This window comes from Rhodohalobacter sulfatireducens (assembly GCF_022012475.1).
Taxonomy (GTDB): domain Bacteria; phylum Bacteroidota; class Rhodothermia; order Balneolales; family Balneolaceae; genus Rhodohalobacter; species Rhodohalobacter sulfatireducens.
Map to the genome: position 1 here is coordinate 49,964 of NZ_JAKLWS010000002.1, position 15,734 is coordinate 65,697.

Annotated in this window: 10 protein-coding genes; 4 read left to right on the top strand and 6 right to left on the bottom strand. The window is 44.0% G+C overall.

From position 1 onward, the window contains the following. The first annotated feature begins 8 nt into the window (after positions 1-8). Positions 9-590 (top strand): DNA-3-methyladenine glycosylase I, encoded by a 582-nt coding sequence (locus L6773_RS02460; RefSeq protein WP_237852261.1) that lies wholly within the window; start codon positions 9-11, stop codon positions 588-590. A gap of 367 nt (positions 591-957) precedes the next feature. Here the strand turns inward: L6773_RS02460 and L6773_RS02465 are convergent, their stop codons facing one another. Together L6773_RS02465 and L6773_RS02470 are read right to left on the bottom strand one after the other, a co-directional pair. After that, positions 958-1,491: a DinB family protein gene (locus L6773_RS02465; RefSeq protein ID WP_237852262.1), complete on the bottom strand. Its 534-nt coding sequence runs from the start codon at positions 1,489-1,491 to the stop codon at positions 958-960. Between the two features lie 167 nt (positions 1,492-1,658). Further along, entirely contained in the window at positions 1,659-3,614 is a 1,956-nt protein-coding gene (locus L6773_RS02470; RefSeq protein WP_237852263.1) for an ABC-F family ATP-binding cassette domain-containing protein, read from the bottom strand. A gap of 180 nt (positions 3,615-3,794) precedes the next feature. On the opposite strand from L6773_RS02470, the gene L6773_RS02475 reads away from it, so the two are divergent. Together L6773_RS02475 and L6773_RS02480 are read left to right on the top strand one after the other, a co-directional pair. Further along, complete coding sequence (locus L6773_RS02475) at positions 3,795-5,036, top strand: sialidase/neuraminidase family protein (protein ID WP_237852264.1); 1,242 nt, start codon at positions 3,795-3,797, stop codon at positions 5,034-5,036. A 148-nt stretch (positions 5,037-5,184) separates the two neighbouring features. Then, positions 5,185-6,456: a dipeptidase gene (locus L6773_RS02480; RefSeq protein ID WP_237852265.1), complete on the top strand. Its 1,272-nt coding sequence runs from the start codon at positions 5,185-5,187 to the stop codon at positions 6,454-6,456. Positions 6,457-6,853: 397 nt separating this feature from the next. Here the strand turns inward: L6773_RS02480 and lysA are convergent, their stop codons facing one another. The 3 genes from lysA to L6773_RS02495 all read right to left on the bottom strand — a co-directional run bounded on the left by lysA (position 6,854) and on the right by L6773_RS02495 (position 10,614). Then, positions 6,854-8,029, bottom strand: coding sequence for a diaminopimelate decarboxylase (gene lysA / locus L6773_RS02485; protein ID WP_237852266.1), 1,176 nt, complete (start codon positions 8,027-8,029; stop codon positions 6,854-6,856). 213 nt (positions 8,030-8,242) lie between these two features. Next, positions 8,243-9,274, bottom strand: coding sequence for a M28 family peptidase (locus L6773_RS02490; protein WP_237852267.1), 1,032 nt, complete (start codon positions 9,272-9,274; stop codon positions 8,243-8,245). 35 nt (positions 9,275-9,309) lie between these two features. Continuing rightward, positions 9,310-10,614 (bottom strand): Nramp family divalent metal transporter, encoded by a 1,305-nt coding sequence (locus L6773_RS02495; RefSeq protein WP_237852268.1) that lies wholly within the window; start codon positions 10,612-10,614, stop codon positions 9,310-9,312. A 219-nt stretch (positions 10,615-10,833) separates the two neighbouring features. On the opposite strand from L6773_RS02495, the gene L6773_RS02500 reads away from it, so the two are divergent. Next, positions 10,834-11,871 carry a S1 family peptidase gene (locus L6773_RS02500; RefSeq protein WP_237852269.1) on the top strand — a complete coding sequence of 346 codons (1,038 nt, stop codon included), beginning with the start codon at positions 10,834-10,836 and terminating at the stop codon, positions 11,869-11,871. A 14-nt stretch (positions 11,872-11,885) separates the two neighbouring features. On the opposite strand, the gene L6773_RS02505 is transcribed toward L6773_RS02500, so the two are convergent. Beyond that, a complete protein-coding gene (locus tag L6773_RS02505) occupies positions 11,886-15,719 on the bottom strand; it encodes a hydantoinase B/oxoprolinase family protein (RefSeq protein WP_237852270.1) in 3,834 nt (1,277 codons plus the stop codon). Positions 15,720-15,734 lie beyond the last annotated feature (15 nt).

Below are 15,734 nucleotides of genomic sequence, written 5' to 3' on the forward strand. Positions count from 1 at the left end.
GTAAACAGATGAACGAGAAAATCCGCTGCAAATGGGCTGAAGGCCAGTTTGACGATTACATCAGATACCACGATGAAGAGTGGGGCGTGCCGGTTCATGATGACCAAACGCATTTCGAATTTTTGATTTTGGAGGGAGCACAGGCGGGGTTAAGCTGGTCAACCATTCTAAAAAGGAGAGAGGGCTATCGGCAATCCTTCGCTAATTTTGATCCCGAAAAAGTTGCCAAATTTGATGAAGAGAAGATCCAGACACTGCTTCAGTTTGAGGGGATCATTCGAAACAAGCTGAAAGTTCGGTCAGCCGTAACCAATGCTCAAAAATTTCTTGAAATACAGAACGAGTTCGGCAGTTTCGACCCGTACATCTGGCAGTTTGTTGACGGTGAACCAATCGTCAATTATTGGAAAAGTTTGGAGGATGTTCCGGCCACAACCAAAGAATCCGACGCCCTCAGTAAAGATCTAAAAAAGCGCGGTTTTAAATTCACGGGAAGCACCATCATGTACGCTCACATGCAGGCCTGCGGACTGGTAAACGACCATACAGTGGATTGCTTCCGGTTCAAAGAACTTTTAGGATTTTTCTAATTAACATTAAGGCAAGATTATAATTTGTAAAAAGAGTTTCCCCTCCTTTGAAAGGAGGGGCCGGGGGTGGTTAAGAATTCATTAATCAGGCCTACAAATTCAACAATTGCCTGGTTACTTTTCTCAATCCAAAAACTAAATTGTAGTCAATCAGTAAACGCGTCATGCAAAAACGGTGATGCTGCTATGTGAAATCCCGAATTTAGATCGTCTACTGCACCCAATGCCGATGGCTCCCGGATCAAATTAATCCCGAACATGATTTGGGGCACAGCATCGGTGATAAATGATCGCTAGCCGGCAGACCACTTGGCTTGTCCTTCAAAGCATTGGCGTCGTAGGGAGCGTTCAGACGGCTATCACAAAACTATTCACTCCATGGAGGTGTAATTCCGTTTACCCTGGCATAAGCAATTGCCTGGCCTACATGCTCGCTTTTGTGTGTAACGAGCTGCATCAGAACTGCCTGTCCGTTTACTGTTCTACCGTACATCTCAGTTTCAGCCTGAATTTTTGAATCCGGCATCTCTCCAATATGTTCTTGAACATGCTCAATTGAGTGATTAAGTATGTCCACAACTTCCTCTTTGCCGGTAATCGACTCCATATTCTCAACATCCACATCTTCCGGTGCCGGGATTCCAAGTGATTCTTCCAGGTAATAGTAGTTGTAGCGAGCGATGTGGCTGAAAACCTCCTCCACGGAAAAGACACCCTCCCCGGGACGCCACGAATAGAGATCGGCCGGCATCGCTTCGGCTAAGGCAAGAACACGAGACGCCCGATCGAAATGCTGGAGAAACTGATTTTTGAACTGATTCGAATCCTGAGCCTGTATCGTTTGCGCAGAGAATGCCAAAATCAAAAATAATGATAGAACTAACCTTGCAAAATATTTCATAAATACCTGATTGGTTTTGAGTTAAGGTGACACTTAAAATATAATCTCTATCGAAATAAAGGTAAGGACGAGGGATCTATTTTTTGAAATTCATCTGTCAGATTACAAAAAACTTTAAAATTTGCCTACTGCCTACTGCCTACTGCCTACTGCCTACTGCCTACTGCCTACTGCTCCTCATATTCATTCTCAACAAATTCAATTCTCCCGGCAACCTCCTCCCATTTGTGCATCAGTTCTGCCAGCTCTGTTTTGATCAACTCATATTCCAGTGAGATCTCTTTTACTTCGTCTGAATTATCGTAGAAATCGGGTTTAGCCATCATCTCCTCTATCTCATCTTTCCTCACTTCTTTGGTTTCCACTTCATTCTCAATTTTACCGAGTCGTTTTTTGAGTGGGTTGAGTTTTTTAGAAAGGGCCTGCCGTTTTTGAGCTTCAATTCGCCGCTCCTCTTTTCTGCTGAGCTTTTTCGATTCTCCTGAATCATTGTCTTGCTCTAAATCAACCGAGTCATCAAATGCTTTTTTGTCGAGATAATAGCTGATGTTTCCAAGCCAGGTTTTAATATGCCCCGGCTGTATCTCAAGTGTTTTATTTACGATGGGATCGAGGAAGTCACGGTCGTGGGAAACGATCATCAGTGTGCCTTCAAACTGATCTAACGCCTGTTGCAGGATATTTTTTGAGCGCATATCCAGGTGGTTGGTCGGCTCATCAAAGATCAGGAAGTTTCCGGAGTTCAACAGCATTTTTGCCAGAGCAAGCCTGCTTTTCTCCCCGCCGGACAACACCCTCACTTTTTTAAATACATCATCTCCTTCAAAAAGAAAGCAACCTAAAATAGTCCGCAGTCGGGTTTCTGATTCTCTCGATCCGGCCAGCTTCATCTCATCAAGAGCCGTATTTTTGGGATTTAATTCTTCGGCTTGGTGCTGGGCGAAATATCCCGGTGTAACATTGTAGCCGAGTTCCCGCTTCCCTGATGTGACCGGTTCAAGTCCGGCAAGGATTCGAATAAGTGTTGATTTTCCGGCACCATTTGGGCCCACAACTGCAATCTTATCCCCGCGCTCTACTTCATAATCAATGCCATCGAATACGGTATTGTCTCCATATTTTTTTACGAGATCCCTAAGCTGTATGACCACCTGACCGGCCCGTTCCGGAGCCGGAAACTGGAATGCGATTTCAGACTGTTCATCTTCCAGTTCAATCTTCTCCATCTTTTCAAGCTGTTTGATTCGGCTCTGAACTTGTTTCGCTTTGGAGGCTTTATACCGAAATCGGTCAATAAACTCTTGTGTTTGTTTGATCTCTTTCTGCTGATTTTCATACCTTTTTTTCAGCAACTCGAGTTCTTCTTCATACTTTTTTTGATAAAATGAGTAGTTGCCGGCATAATCCTTGAGTCCTCCGTGCTGAAACGCCAGTGTTCGATTCGTAACACTATTCAAAAAAGCTTTATCGTGTGAAACTAGAATTACGGCTCCTTCATAGTTCTTCAGAAAATTCTCAATCCATCGGAGTGATTCAATATCAAGATGATTTGTCGGCTCATCTAACAGTAGATATGAGGGTTGTTTTAGAAGCAGTTTTGCCAGGGCGATTCTCATCAGCCATCCACCGCTGAACTCGGTAGTGGGACGTGTAAAATCTTCTTCGTGAAAACCAAGTCCTTTCAGTACCCGCTTGATATCGGCACCCAGAGAATAGGCGTCTGCATTTTCAAGTTGATGCTGAATAGATCCGAACTCTTCGAGAGCTTTCTCGTGGTCATCCGAATCGGCCGAAAGAGTACTCATTTTTTGCTGTAACTCGATCTGCCTGTCTTTAAGTGATAAAATCTCTTCAAAAACCTGTTCAACTTCTTTAAAAACTGTAAGGTTCGGATCGGGTTCAACGCCATCCTGGGGCAGGTATCCCACAGTATCGGCATTACCCATTTTTACATAACCGTCATCGGCTTTCTGTTCGCCCGCTATAATTTTCAAAAGCGTGGATTTTCCGGCACCATTCGGCCCAACAAGACCTATACGCTCGCCCTTATTGATCGTGACGGAAAGATCCTCAAACAGAGTACGCTCGCCGAAATGCAGTGATAAGTTATCGAGTTGTAGCATTTAGTTAATAAAATGTTCAAAGCACAATGGGCGTAAAAATAACAATCAAATCGGAAGGGAAATAGATAAAATGAATTTCTTTTCGTTGTATTTATCCGAACAAAGTTAGCATATCCGGCGGGAGTGGAGTATTTTCAATCTTCGATGATGTTTCTGATAAGTTAAAATGCAGATTTGTTGATGTATAAAAAAGCCATTCTATCTCTTTTTGTTGTTGTTTTTGCAATCTCATGCGAGGAACAACCCCTGCAGCGTCCGCTTATGGAATATGTGATGAATAATCCGACGCTGGAAGGTTCGCGATACCCCAATTTTTATGAAGACGATACCGGACAATTGTATATGAGCTGGGTGTCAAAAATTGAAGAGGAGATTCATGCCCTTCAATACTCTGCTTATGTGAACGGTCGGTGGACGCAACCTAAAACCGTGAAGGTTGACATGAATTTTTTTGTGAACTGGGCTGATTTTCCATCAGTAGTCGGAATCGATGGAACTGAACTTGCCGCCCATCGCCTCAGGAAGGTTGAGGGAGGTCCCTATGCTTACAATGTGGAAGTATCTTTTTTTGATTCGGCCAACAGCGGTAGCTGGATTGATCCGATTACTGTTCACCAGGATACAACCGCAACGGAACATGGATTTGTTTCGATGGAGCCTATCAACAGCGAAAAGGTTTTAGCCGTCTGGCTTGATGGAAGAGAAACGGCAGGACGTGCCGATGATGAATATGCCGACACCAGTCAATCGATGACGTTTCGCTCGGCTGAGATATCTGCTTCCGGAGAAATCACAAACAGACAAATTATTGACTCAACGGTTTGTGATTGCTGTTCTACGGATCTGACTAAAACGGAGGATGGATATGTTGCCGTTTACCGGGGACGAACTGCGGATGAAGTCAGAGATATAAAAATTGCACACTACGACCCGGAAGAAGGAAGCTGGAGCCAACCGGTAACTGTTCATGACGATAACTGGCAGATTATGGCATGTCCTGTGAACGGTCCGGCTGTGGCAGCCAATGGGAATGAGGTGGCAGTGGCCTGGTATACTGCTGAAAATGACAATCCACGGGTTTTATTCGCGAAGTCTTCGGATGGAGGCCAGACGTTTGGGGATCCGATCCGGATAAATGAAACAACCTACAGGGTTTTGGGCCGAACCGATCTGACGATATCAGACGATGGCCGTACATATGTAAGCTGGATGCAGGAATCAGAAGGAATGGGATATGTAATGATGCGTGAAGTGGTATCTGCCGATTCTTTGTCCAACCCTCAAACAGTGGGTATCACAGACTCATCACGAAACAGCGGTTTCCCAAAAATTGCACTGATCGACAATTCTCTCATTTTTGCATGGACTCAAACCGAACCAATCCTCAGAGTCCGAACTGCAAAAGTTGATTTAAATCAATAGATTAAGCCTTTTTAAAGATCAGCATTTGTCTGAGGTTGTGTATTGAATTGTCAATCACCTGATATCCACTAGTGATCAACATCAGGCACAGACTAGATGCTAAACGCGTTCAAAAAATTTTATCAATACATCACAAAGCAGATCCAACATGTACTCATTGTTTAAAAAAATCAGTTTTAGTCTTCTCATCTCTGCAATTTTTATTACCGGTTCAGTCTACTCTCAGGACAGGGAGGAATACCGTGATGAGGCGATAGAGATCCTGGAAAGCGTACCTCTTTTTGATGGTCATAATGATGCCCCGTACCAGTACAGGTACAGGGTCGGGTATAAATTTTCGGAACTCGATTTTTATGATACCACTCAGCTCGAGAATCCTATGCAAACCGATATTCCGAGGCTAAAAGAGGGGAGGGTTGGAGTCCAGTGGTGGTCGGTTTTTGTGAGTGCCAATATCCCGGAAAACGAAGCGGTGGTTCAAACAATGGAGCAGATCGATTTTGTAAAGAGAATGGCAAAGAAGTACCCGGAAGTATTTGAAATGGCCTATACCGCGGATGATGTTGAACGAATTTTTGAAAATGGGAAAATTGCTTCTTTAGTGGGAATGGAAGGCGGACATTCTATTGCAAATTCTTTGGGTGTGTTGAGACAGTTTTACGATTTGGGAGCACGGTATATGACTATTACTCACAGCCGGACTCTCGATTGGGCTGATGCATCTACGGATGCCCCCGAACACGACGGATTGAGTGAGTTTGGAGAAGAAGTCATTCGGGAAATGAACCGGTTGGGAATGTTGGTTGATCTGTCTCATGTAGCAAAGACAACCATGCGCGATGCCATTGAAATTTCGGAAGCCCCGGTGATGTTTTCTCACTCTTCGGCACGGGCGGTTTGCGGTCACGTACGAAATGTACCGGATGAAATTCTGCCACTCGTGAAAGAAAACGGCGGAATTATTATGGTCACATATGTCGGGTCATACGTATCCGAAGAGCTGAGGCAGTATATTGCAGATCGTGAAGCATATGAACGAAGATTGGAATACCTGTACCAGGGAGAGGTGGATCTGATTGCCGAAAAGATGGAGGAGTGGAGAGAAGAGCATGAAGCCCCAACTTCAACGTTGAATCAACTTGCCGATCATATCGATCATCTTCGGGATGAAATGGGTGTCGATTACATTGGAATCGGTGGCGATTACGATGGCACATCCATTCTTCCTGAAGGTCTCGAAGATGTATCCACCTACCCTGATCTATTTGCCGAATTACTCAAGAGAGGATATTCGGAAGAAGACTTAAGAAAAATCGCAGGGCTTAATATGCTCCGAGTGATGAGAGGAGCTGAAGAAACTGCTGAAAGATTACAAAATGAGCGAGAGCCCTCGGAAGTGTTAATTTCAGATTTTGAATAACTTACACCGGCAGCTTGCCCGGCATTTTAAGTTTACACCTGGTTAATTTTGACAATAGCCACGAAAACACCTTAGCACAAAATTTTCTCTTTTCGTGATTCTGAGTTTCAAAAGAGGTAAGACTAAATCACATTTTCCCAAACTGGCGCAAGTGTTAAATCCGGTACTTCAAAGCATAAATTGGAATAATGTTAGATCATGTCTTTCTGGAAAAAATTTATCTACAATCCGTAAATCAAGGATGTCACTTGTGCCTTTTTTTAATGAAAAGGGCACAAGTGACGCTTCGCTGAACACTTGCGCCAGATGGGGATTCTGAGTTTCAAAGGAGGTAAGACTAAATCACATTTTCAGCATAAAGTAAAGAATAGTACCAGGCAAGCTGCCCGGTGTAAATTTAATCCGTAACAGCTTTCTCCACCAACTCATCTGAGTAATAAGCTTTCACTTGTTTCCTCAGGTTGAAACCGCTGCTCATCACTTCACCGTAGGCCCCGGCGCTTCGAATAGCAAGAAGATCACCGCGCTGAACCTCCGGTAGTGAAATTCCGCGTCTGAATGTATCGGATGATTCACAAATCGGACCGACAACATCATAGGTAATCGGTTCTTTATCACTCGTGAGAATATTAATTGAATGCTCAGCCTGGTAGAGGGCAGGCCTTATCAACTCAGTCATGCCTGCATCAATCACTGCAAAATGTGTGGAGACACCTTCTTTAATAAACAACACTTTTGAGATCAAACTCCCACACTGACCTACAATACTTCGTCCAAGTTCAAAGTGAACTTCCTGGTCCGGTTTTACATCCAGGTAATTATCAAAAAGCTCAAAAAAGGATTTGAAATTCGGCATCGCCTCTTCTTCAGGTTTTTTGTAATTGATACCCAAACCGCCTCCTAAATTGATATGCTGAAGATTATATCCTTTTCCTTCAAAAATATTTTGAAACTCATTTACCCGCTCACAAAGTTGTCGATATGATTCTAGATCAGTTACTTGCGAGCCGATATGAAAATGGATGCCTGTTAGTTTGATTGCAGCCAGCTTTGGTAATAGCTCGAAGAGATCAGAAAATCGATCAGGATGGATGCCAAATTTGTTTTCGTGAAGGCCGGTGGTGATATATTTATGTGTTTTTGCCGATACATTCGGGTTCAGGCGAAGCGCAACTTTTGCCACTTTTTCTGATTGTGATGCTAAATCATTTAATACTTCCAGTTCCTGGAGCGATTCGCAATTGAATGAAAAGATATCATGATCCAGCCCAATCTGAATCTCCTCATCCGTTTTACCAACACCGGCAAATGCAATTTGGTCGGGGCTGAAGCCGGCTTCAATCGAACGTTCAATTTCAGGACCGCTAACACAGTCAATTCCAAACCCTGCCTCCAGCATTTTCTCTAAAATCCGGAAGTTGTAATTGGCTTTAATTGCAAAATGGATGTGATATCCTTTTGACTGGCCGTGTAGTTTTACTTGCTCAATCGTTTTGTCGAGCAGATCCATATCATAAAAGTAAAACGGCGTTTTTAGCGATTTAAACGTTTCTATTTGGCTTTTTTTGAACATCAGATTGATTTGTTTAGCAGGATGCTAAGAATAAGAATTTTAGGAATGAAATGTGTATACGTACAACGGGCAGCTTGCCAGTTACTGACCAACATAAAATAAAGATGAACAGAAAACAGGGTGCCCTTCAGCCATTAAAGAATCTTTACAATAAACAAGGGTCCAGGTGCCGTACAAGCTGTCCGGCGTACAAGGAGAGCCATCACCATTAATTTATTCCATTATTCCATAAAGTTGAATTCCTTCATCCTCATACTCATCTCCCGGACTCCAGAAAGGTGCGTCGGCAGCATTGGCAATTTGTTGAGCCGAAAGAATATACGCCCTTGCATAGTCGGTTATGTAATCAAAGTTAATTGTGTCTGATTCATCCGTTGGCTGATGGTAGTAGTACTGGATATCTTCATCAAATGCCGTAAAACCGAGGCTGAAAGTTGGGGCCGGAATTCCTTTTCGGGCAAAATGGACGTTATCTGATCGATTGAAAAGTCCCAATTCAGGTACAGGGCTTGGGATGGCTTCGAGTCCAAATGCTTGAACCGATGATTCAAAAATTGATTCTGCATCGGTTCGCTCTAACCCGACAACTGTTACTTTTGTAGTGTCGTTATAACCGGCTCCGTCGATATTCAGGTTGTAAACAATTTGATCTAACGGCACAACGGGATTTTCAGCAAAATATCCGCTTCCGATCAGGCCAAGCTCTTCTGCACCCCAAAGTGCAAATATCACAGATCTTTTTGGCGGGTGTTCTGTAAAATACTTCCCGGCAGCCATCACGGTTGCCACACCAACCGCATTATCGCGGGCACCGTTGTAGATAGAATCGCCTTCTGCGGTTGCTGGCCCCACGCCAACATGATCATAATGAGCGGCAAGTAAGACGTATTCGTCACGCAGAGCAGGATCTGAACCTTCGATCAACCCGATTACATTTTTGCTTTTAACTATCGACGAATCTCTCATTGTAACATCAAATTCCTGGAAATAAGAATCGTAGCCCGGAGCTGTCGAAACATCGTAAGCCGTAAACCAGTCAGCTATATATTTTGCGGAAATATCGATTTCAGGTGTTCCGGTTGCACGTCCTCGTAGTTCATCCGACGATAAAAAGTGGATATTTAGTTCAAGGTCATCCTGGGAAACCCTTGCTTCAATTTGGTTAACAGAATTCTGTGCCTGGCTGCAGGAGAAAAGCCATGGAGACAGGAAAGCAAACATGAAAGTGTACATCAATCTTTTCATCAGATATATATTAAGCTTAGTTGTTTGTGATCAGATTACGAATCAGACCGAAAAATGTTTTTTGCTAATGGGATCATAAAAAGGGCAAAGATAACAAATGAGAGGAGAAGAATTGCAGTAGGAGAGATCCATTCAGAATTGGTCACCCGAAATGAAGCCCGAAATAGATTAGTCAAACCAATCAGCACTGTTAGATAGACAACGACGGCGGTCACGAGATTGTAGATTGAGCTGTTTTGATGCTCTTTTTTGATGATACCGGAATTGTTGATCATCAAAAAGAGAATGATAGCAATGACAGGCAGGATGATTCCATTGAGTGCCTGGGCCAGGATAATTACCGGAACGGGTTGAAAGTTCAGGAACCCGAAAATAATTCCAATAAGCAATACAATTAACCAAACCGAGCGGAAGCGCAGAGTTTGTTCACCCCATTTTTGATTAGGTCCGGGTTTGGATAGAAGTGATTGAGCTGTAATGGAAGCCGCCAGTGCAGCTGTAAGGGTAGAACTGATTCCGGCGCCAAACAGACCAACTCCCAAAAGTGCATACGCCCAGTTCCCAAGGCGCTCAGAAAGTGCCAGGGCGAGTGCTTCAAATGTAAATTGCCCCGAGATGGCCGTACCGGTTAACAGAATAGTGATGGAGATAAATCCTCCCAGCCCGATTGCAACAAATATACTCATCTTCATTTCAGACAAATTTTGGGTATGTTTTAAACCAGAGCCCAGGAAAATATTATAGGGCACAACGGTCGTTCCAATCAAACCTAAAACAAGTAATTCTGAACCGGTGGGGATGGTTGGAGTCAGCCCGTCTGCTAAAAGTTGAAGAATATCATGGGGTATCAGGAAAGCAGTAATTAAAAAGCAGAATCCCATTACGGCCACAACAATTCCAAGGAGTGTAGCAATCTGCTGAACAGTTCCCCGCCACAGTAAAACTCCCGCAATGGTGCCAATACCTCCGACAGTGATCCATTGTGGAATGGAAGCAAATAAGAGTGAAATTCCCGATGCGGCGCCAACAATGTTTCCTGCTTCGAATGCGGCACAACCGGTTAGAATAGAGATCAAAACCAGGCCTGTAATAATCTTACCCCACTTGGATTCTGAGTATTCTCTCTGGATTGCTTCACCGAGATTCATTCCTGAAACTGCATATATACGAGCTGCACTCTCTTGCAATACATAGCAAGCGATAATGGAAAAAATGAGTGCCCAGATCAGTTTATAGCCAAATTCAGCTCCTGCTGATGCAGCCGTTGTCACAGTTCCGGGACCGATAAACGCCGCAGAAAGGATCGACCAAAAGAGTATATTCAGGAATCGTTTTTTCATTCAGCAAGTGCAGACACTGTTTTACCTTCTTGTGAATTTTAGTACAATAAGAGCAGTTATATTAATTGAGTGCTAATATGTAGAAAAAGATTCAGGAAGCAAATCACCTTTTTTACAATTGTTCGGTAGAAATATGTTGAAGATTCTTTCTGATTTAATTGGAGTGAGAGGACTCTCCAATATTTTGATCTTCTGTTGCGTTCATAAATAAAATTTACCATGGAAAAACTTGTCAGATTTACCAGCTGTTGGAAAGCATTTTTTTTGGTGTTATTTGCATTTTTGATGAGCTGTTCGGGAACCAGAGAGGTGGCCAGTGGTCCAAATGACAGAGGTTACTATAAGAATCACTTGCAGTCTCAGGAGGTGAGAGATGATATAAAAAAAGGTTTTCGTTCGGTGGTTCGAATTCAAAATAATGTCATCTATCGCACTTACCAGTTTTACATAGATGATCTGCCGCGCCGATCGGAACTGGAAGGTGTAGCCTTAGAGAGTGTTGCTGCTCAAACATACCTTGAAGATCAATCCACTGCAGGTACTGCTATTGTTTTGAGTGAGTTCCGAGGTAAATTTGCGATGCTGACGGCCGCTCATACTGTTTTCTATCCTGATACTGTGTGGCATTATCATTCCAGTTCAAATAACCAGCAAGGTCGACTCGTAGAGGCGGTATCAGTGAGGGAATCAGTGAATTATATATTACTGAATGATAAAGGTGTGATTAAGCTGGATCTTGTAACGTATGATTCGAATCGGGATTTGGCTGTTATGACCAATGTTGAAGCGCGTGAAGACTTGATGACGCCACTCTCGTTATCTATTGGCGAGTCTGATGAACTTGAATGGGGGGATATTGTGTATGCACTGGGTTATCCCAAAGGTGCACAAATGGTAACAATGGGTACGGCAAGCCGCAGTGACCACCCCACTAGGAGCATTCTGATAGATGCATCCTTTAATCGTGGATTTAGCGGAGGTGCACTGTTTGCTGTTCGAAATGATGGCTCCGGACTTGAATTTATAGGCGTGGTAACCTCTGCTCTTGGTGAGAGTGAGACCTACCTTGCACCGGTGGCATCGCGCCGAGAAGCCTACGATCCGGATGTACCCTACACAGGTGAAATTTTTGTTAAAACTGCTCCTCGAATCAATTACGGAATCACGAATGCGGTTGATTCTAAAGAAGTGAAAGAGTTTTTGAGAGAAAATGAAGAACAATTAAATAATTACGGCGTGGTTCTTCCCAGGCGGTAGATTCAGCAGTTCGGTTAGTCCCGAGGTTTCCCATATCCACCCCCGCCGGGAGTTTTTAAAACAAAGGCGTCTCCGGCCATAAGATCAGCGCCATCTCGCCAGGATAATTCTCTTTTTGATCCATCTTTTTGATTCACGACCTGGCTGCCTTTTTTTCCTTTTTTTCCACTTTTTAAACCGTATGGAGCAACTGTTCTGTGCTGTGTTAACACTGAAAGGGTGACCGGTTCGGTAAATTTCATCACTCTGATAATTCCATCCCCGCCTTTCCATCGTCCGGCCCCGCCTGAGCCTTCCCGAATTTGATATCGGCTCAAAAGAACAGGGTAACGGTGTTCAAGAATTTCAGGATCAGTGGCGCGTGTATTAGTCATATGTTGATGAACAGCATCTGCACCATTGAAGCCATTTCCGGCCCCGGTTCCGCCGGCAACCGTTTCGTAATATCCGAATGAATCGTTTCCAAAAAGCACGTTATTCATGGTTCCATAGCTGCAGGCAGCCAAATTAAAAGCTTTGAGAAGAGTATCCGTCAGCCGCTGACTCGTCTCGATATTTCCGCCAACTACAGCCGGGCATTTTGTTGGATCATCCGGAAAGTCGGGGTTCAGCATACCTATAGGAATATTGATTTCAACCGGCTCTAGGAGTCCGTCATTCAGGGGGAGAGGTTCGTCAATCAGTAACCGCAGTACATAAATAATTACACTTTTTACGATAGACGGATTGGCATTCAAATTTCCGGGGTGAACATCAGAGGTTCCCTTAAAATCGATTGAAAGTGAAGAACCAGAAATTATACATTTTACGTGAAGTTGAGAGCCGTCATCCAGCTTTTCGGTAGCTTCATAAATCCCATCTTCAATATTTTTCAGGGTTGATCTCATCCGCTCCGACGCATACGATTTCAAGCGTTGCATATATTTTATCACCTCATCCCGACCGTAGTTTTCAACCAGTTTTTTAAGCTCTTCCGCTCCACGATAGTTGGCTGCAACTGCGGCTCGGATATCCGCCATATTCTCATCGAAAGATCGCGTAGGATAGATGTTTTCTTTGAGCAGTTGTTCAAGCGGTTTCCAATTAAACTCCCCGGCTTTTGCGATAAAAGTTGGTGGAATCACAACTCCCTCTTCGGCCAGGTTGTCTGCATCAGGTGGCATGGAACCCGGGCGCTTGCCGCCAATTTCTGCATGATGAGCGCGGCTGGCTGTAAATCCTATTTGTTCACCATTTACAAAAACGGGTGTTATAACCGTTACATCCGGCAGGTGTGAACCGCCAAATCCGGGGTGATTCGTAATAATCACATCTCCATCCTTTAGACCTTCAAAATTTCCAAAACTTTGGAGGTCTTTAATCAACGTTCTAACACAAGTTCCCATCGCGCCCAAATGAACCGGAATATGAGGGGCATTCACTACGAGGTATCCATCAGCATCCAGGAGGGCGCAGGAGAAATCCAGTCGTTCCTTCACATTTACAGAGATCGCCGTTCGTCGAAGCATTTCACCCATCTGGTCGGCAACCGAGGTAAACCGATTCGTGTACAACTGCAGATTGATGCTCTCGGATTTTTCGTAATCACCGGTAGAGCCGGCAGTTGAGATTTGTTCAAATTGCCAGGTTCCATCTGATTGATAAACGCCCTTCCAATTTGGTTCAATCACCGTGGTGCTGTGTGGGTCCAAAATGAGTGCGGGTCCCTTCAGATTCATTCCGTGTTTGAGAGAGTCTCTCATATACAGATCTGTATGCTGAGCCTCTCCATTGCAAATCATGATTGATTTTTTTGAGGGTGATCCATCTGCCTGATTTTTTTCAGTAGCTGATATATCTTTCTCGAAATCGTTAGATCTTTTTTCCGAGCCGATCACCCGTATGGCTTCCAGCTCTATTTCCCGGTTTTCCACCCAGTGCCCATATTGCTCTTTGTATCTGTTTTGAAATCGTACTCTCAAATCATCAAGATTCGATCCATCAATTTCCAGTGATGTATCCTGGCCTTGAAGACGCATGAACAGAATCTGTCGGCCGATCACAATTTTATCTTCCGAAAGTCCCTGATCTTTTAGGTTTTCTGTGGCTTTTCGAGTTAATTCTTCAAACCAATCAGAAAGAGAATCAGAAACGTCATCAAGAGGTTTTAAAACCTGTTTGGATGTGATCTCTTCAAGTCTCGCTTGTTGTAATCCATACGCGCTCAGTAAACCCGCATCAGAGGGGACTAATACTTTTTTGATGTTCAATTTGGCCGCTACAGATAGTGCGTGCTGGGCACCGGCACCTCCAAATGCAACCATCGCATAATCAGCCGGATCAAACCCTTTTTGAATCGAAATTTTATGAATCGCCTGGGCCATTCGTTCATTGGCGATATCCAGGAATCCTTCGAGGATTTGGTTATGGTCAATCTCTTTTGAAGCATCAGATTTGATCATTTTATCGATCAACTTCTCGAACGCTTTTTCTGAGGCTTCAGGATCAATCGTAATGTGGAAATTGGATGGGTCAAGTCGGCCGGTCAGTAAATTCACATCAGTTATAGTAAGAGGACCTCCCTGGCCATAGCATGCAGGCCCGGGATCAGCTCCGGCACTTTCAGGTCCAACGGTCAGGCTTTTTCCGTCAAAGTCACAAATAGATCCACCACCGGCCGCAACGGTTTCAATCTCAATGGCCGGAGACGATAATGTGGCATCACCTACAGTGTGTTCAAAAATGTAATCCATCCGCTGGTCATATCGGGAGACATCTGTACTGGTGCCGCCCATATCAAATGAGATGATTTTAGAAAATCCGTTTCGCTCACCAATAGCAGCTGCACCGATCACTCCGCCGGCCGGTCCGCTCAGCAGTCCGTCTTTGGGTTTGTAGTGATCCACGTCAATCAAGCTGCCGGCGCTGCCCATTACACGCAAAGATGTATCCTTTACAACGGAAGAAATTCGATCCAGGTAATTCTGCATGACCGGCGTTAGGTAACTGTTGATATCGGTTGTAACAGCCCTTGGTATAATCTTAATTGTGGAACTTAAATTAGAAGAGCAGGAGATGAATTTGAATCCCAATTCCCGCAGAAGTTCAGCTACTTTGTTCTCATGCTCGGGGTTCAGGTAACTGTGCATCAGGCAGATTCCTGCGGCTTCAAATCGGTCAGAAACCGACTCTAACCGTTTTTCCAGTTTTTCAAGATCTAACTCCTTTATAATATTGCCATTTGCATCCAGGCGTTCCGGAACTTCTATAATTGACCCGGCATAGGGTTCCGGTTTTTGAATATTCAGAGAAAACAGATCCGGCCGCTGCTGATTTTTTATCCGAAGCAGATCTTTGAATCCCTCCGTAATCAAAAAGAGGGTAGATGCGCCCTGGCGCTCTAAAAGTGCATTGGTTCCTTTTGTAGTCGACAATCGCAGTTGAAGTGCCGGCAGAGCTTGCTTCAAGGGTGTATTTGTGATGAGTCGTGCAGCTAAAACGGGGGCTTCCTCCGGGCTTTGAATTTCAATGGGAATAGATCTGTCTGTTTTCAGTTTATCAGGCAGATCCGGCTCGAGTGTTACATGATTTCCTGTTGAACTGATGATTTCAAATGATTGATCAGCAGTACCCGTCATCCGAAGTTTATACCCCTCAAAAAAATGATCGTAAGGATTGACATTTTCATTCAGATAAATTTCGAGAGAGGAACGGTCTGTTCGTTTTCCAAAACCCCGCAATGCACTGTTGCTCAGCACTTTTACACGATCGATAATCTTTCCGGATGTGTCCGCAGCAATGGTATCGGTAAATGTACCTCCCGTATCAATAAACAGATGGGTGGCCGCATTGTTCGAAGTTATGGTCATACTTAAACAGAAAGG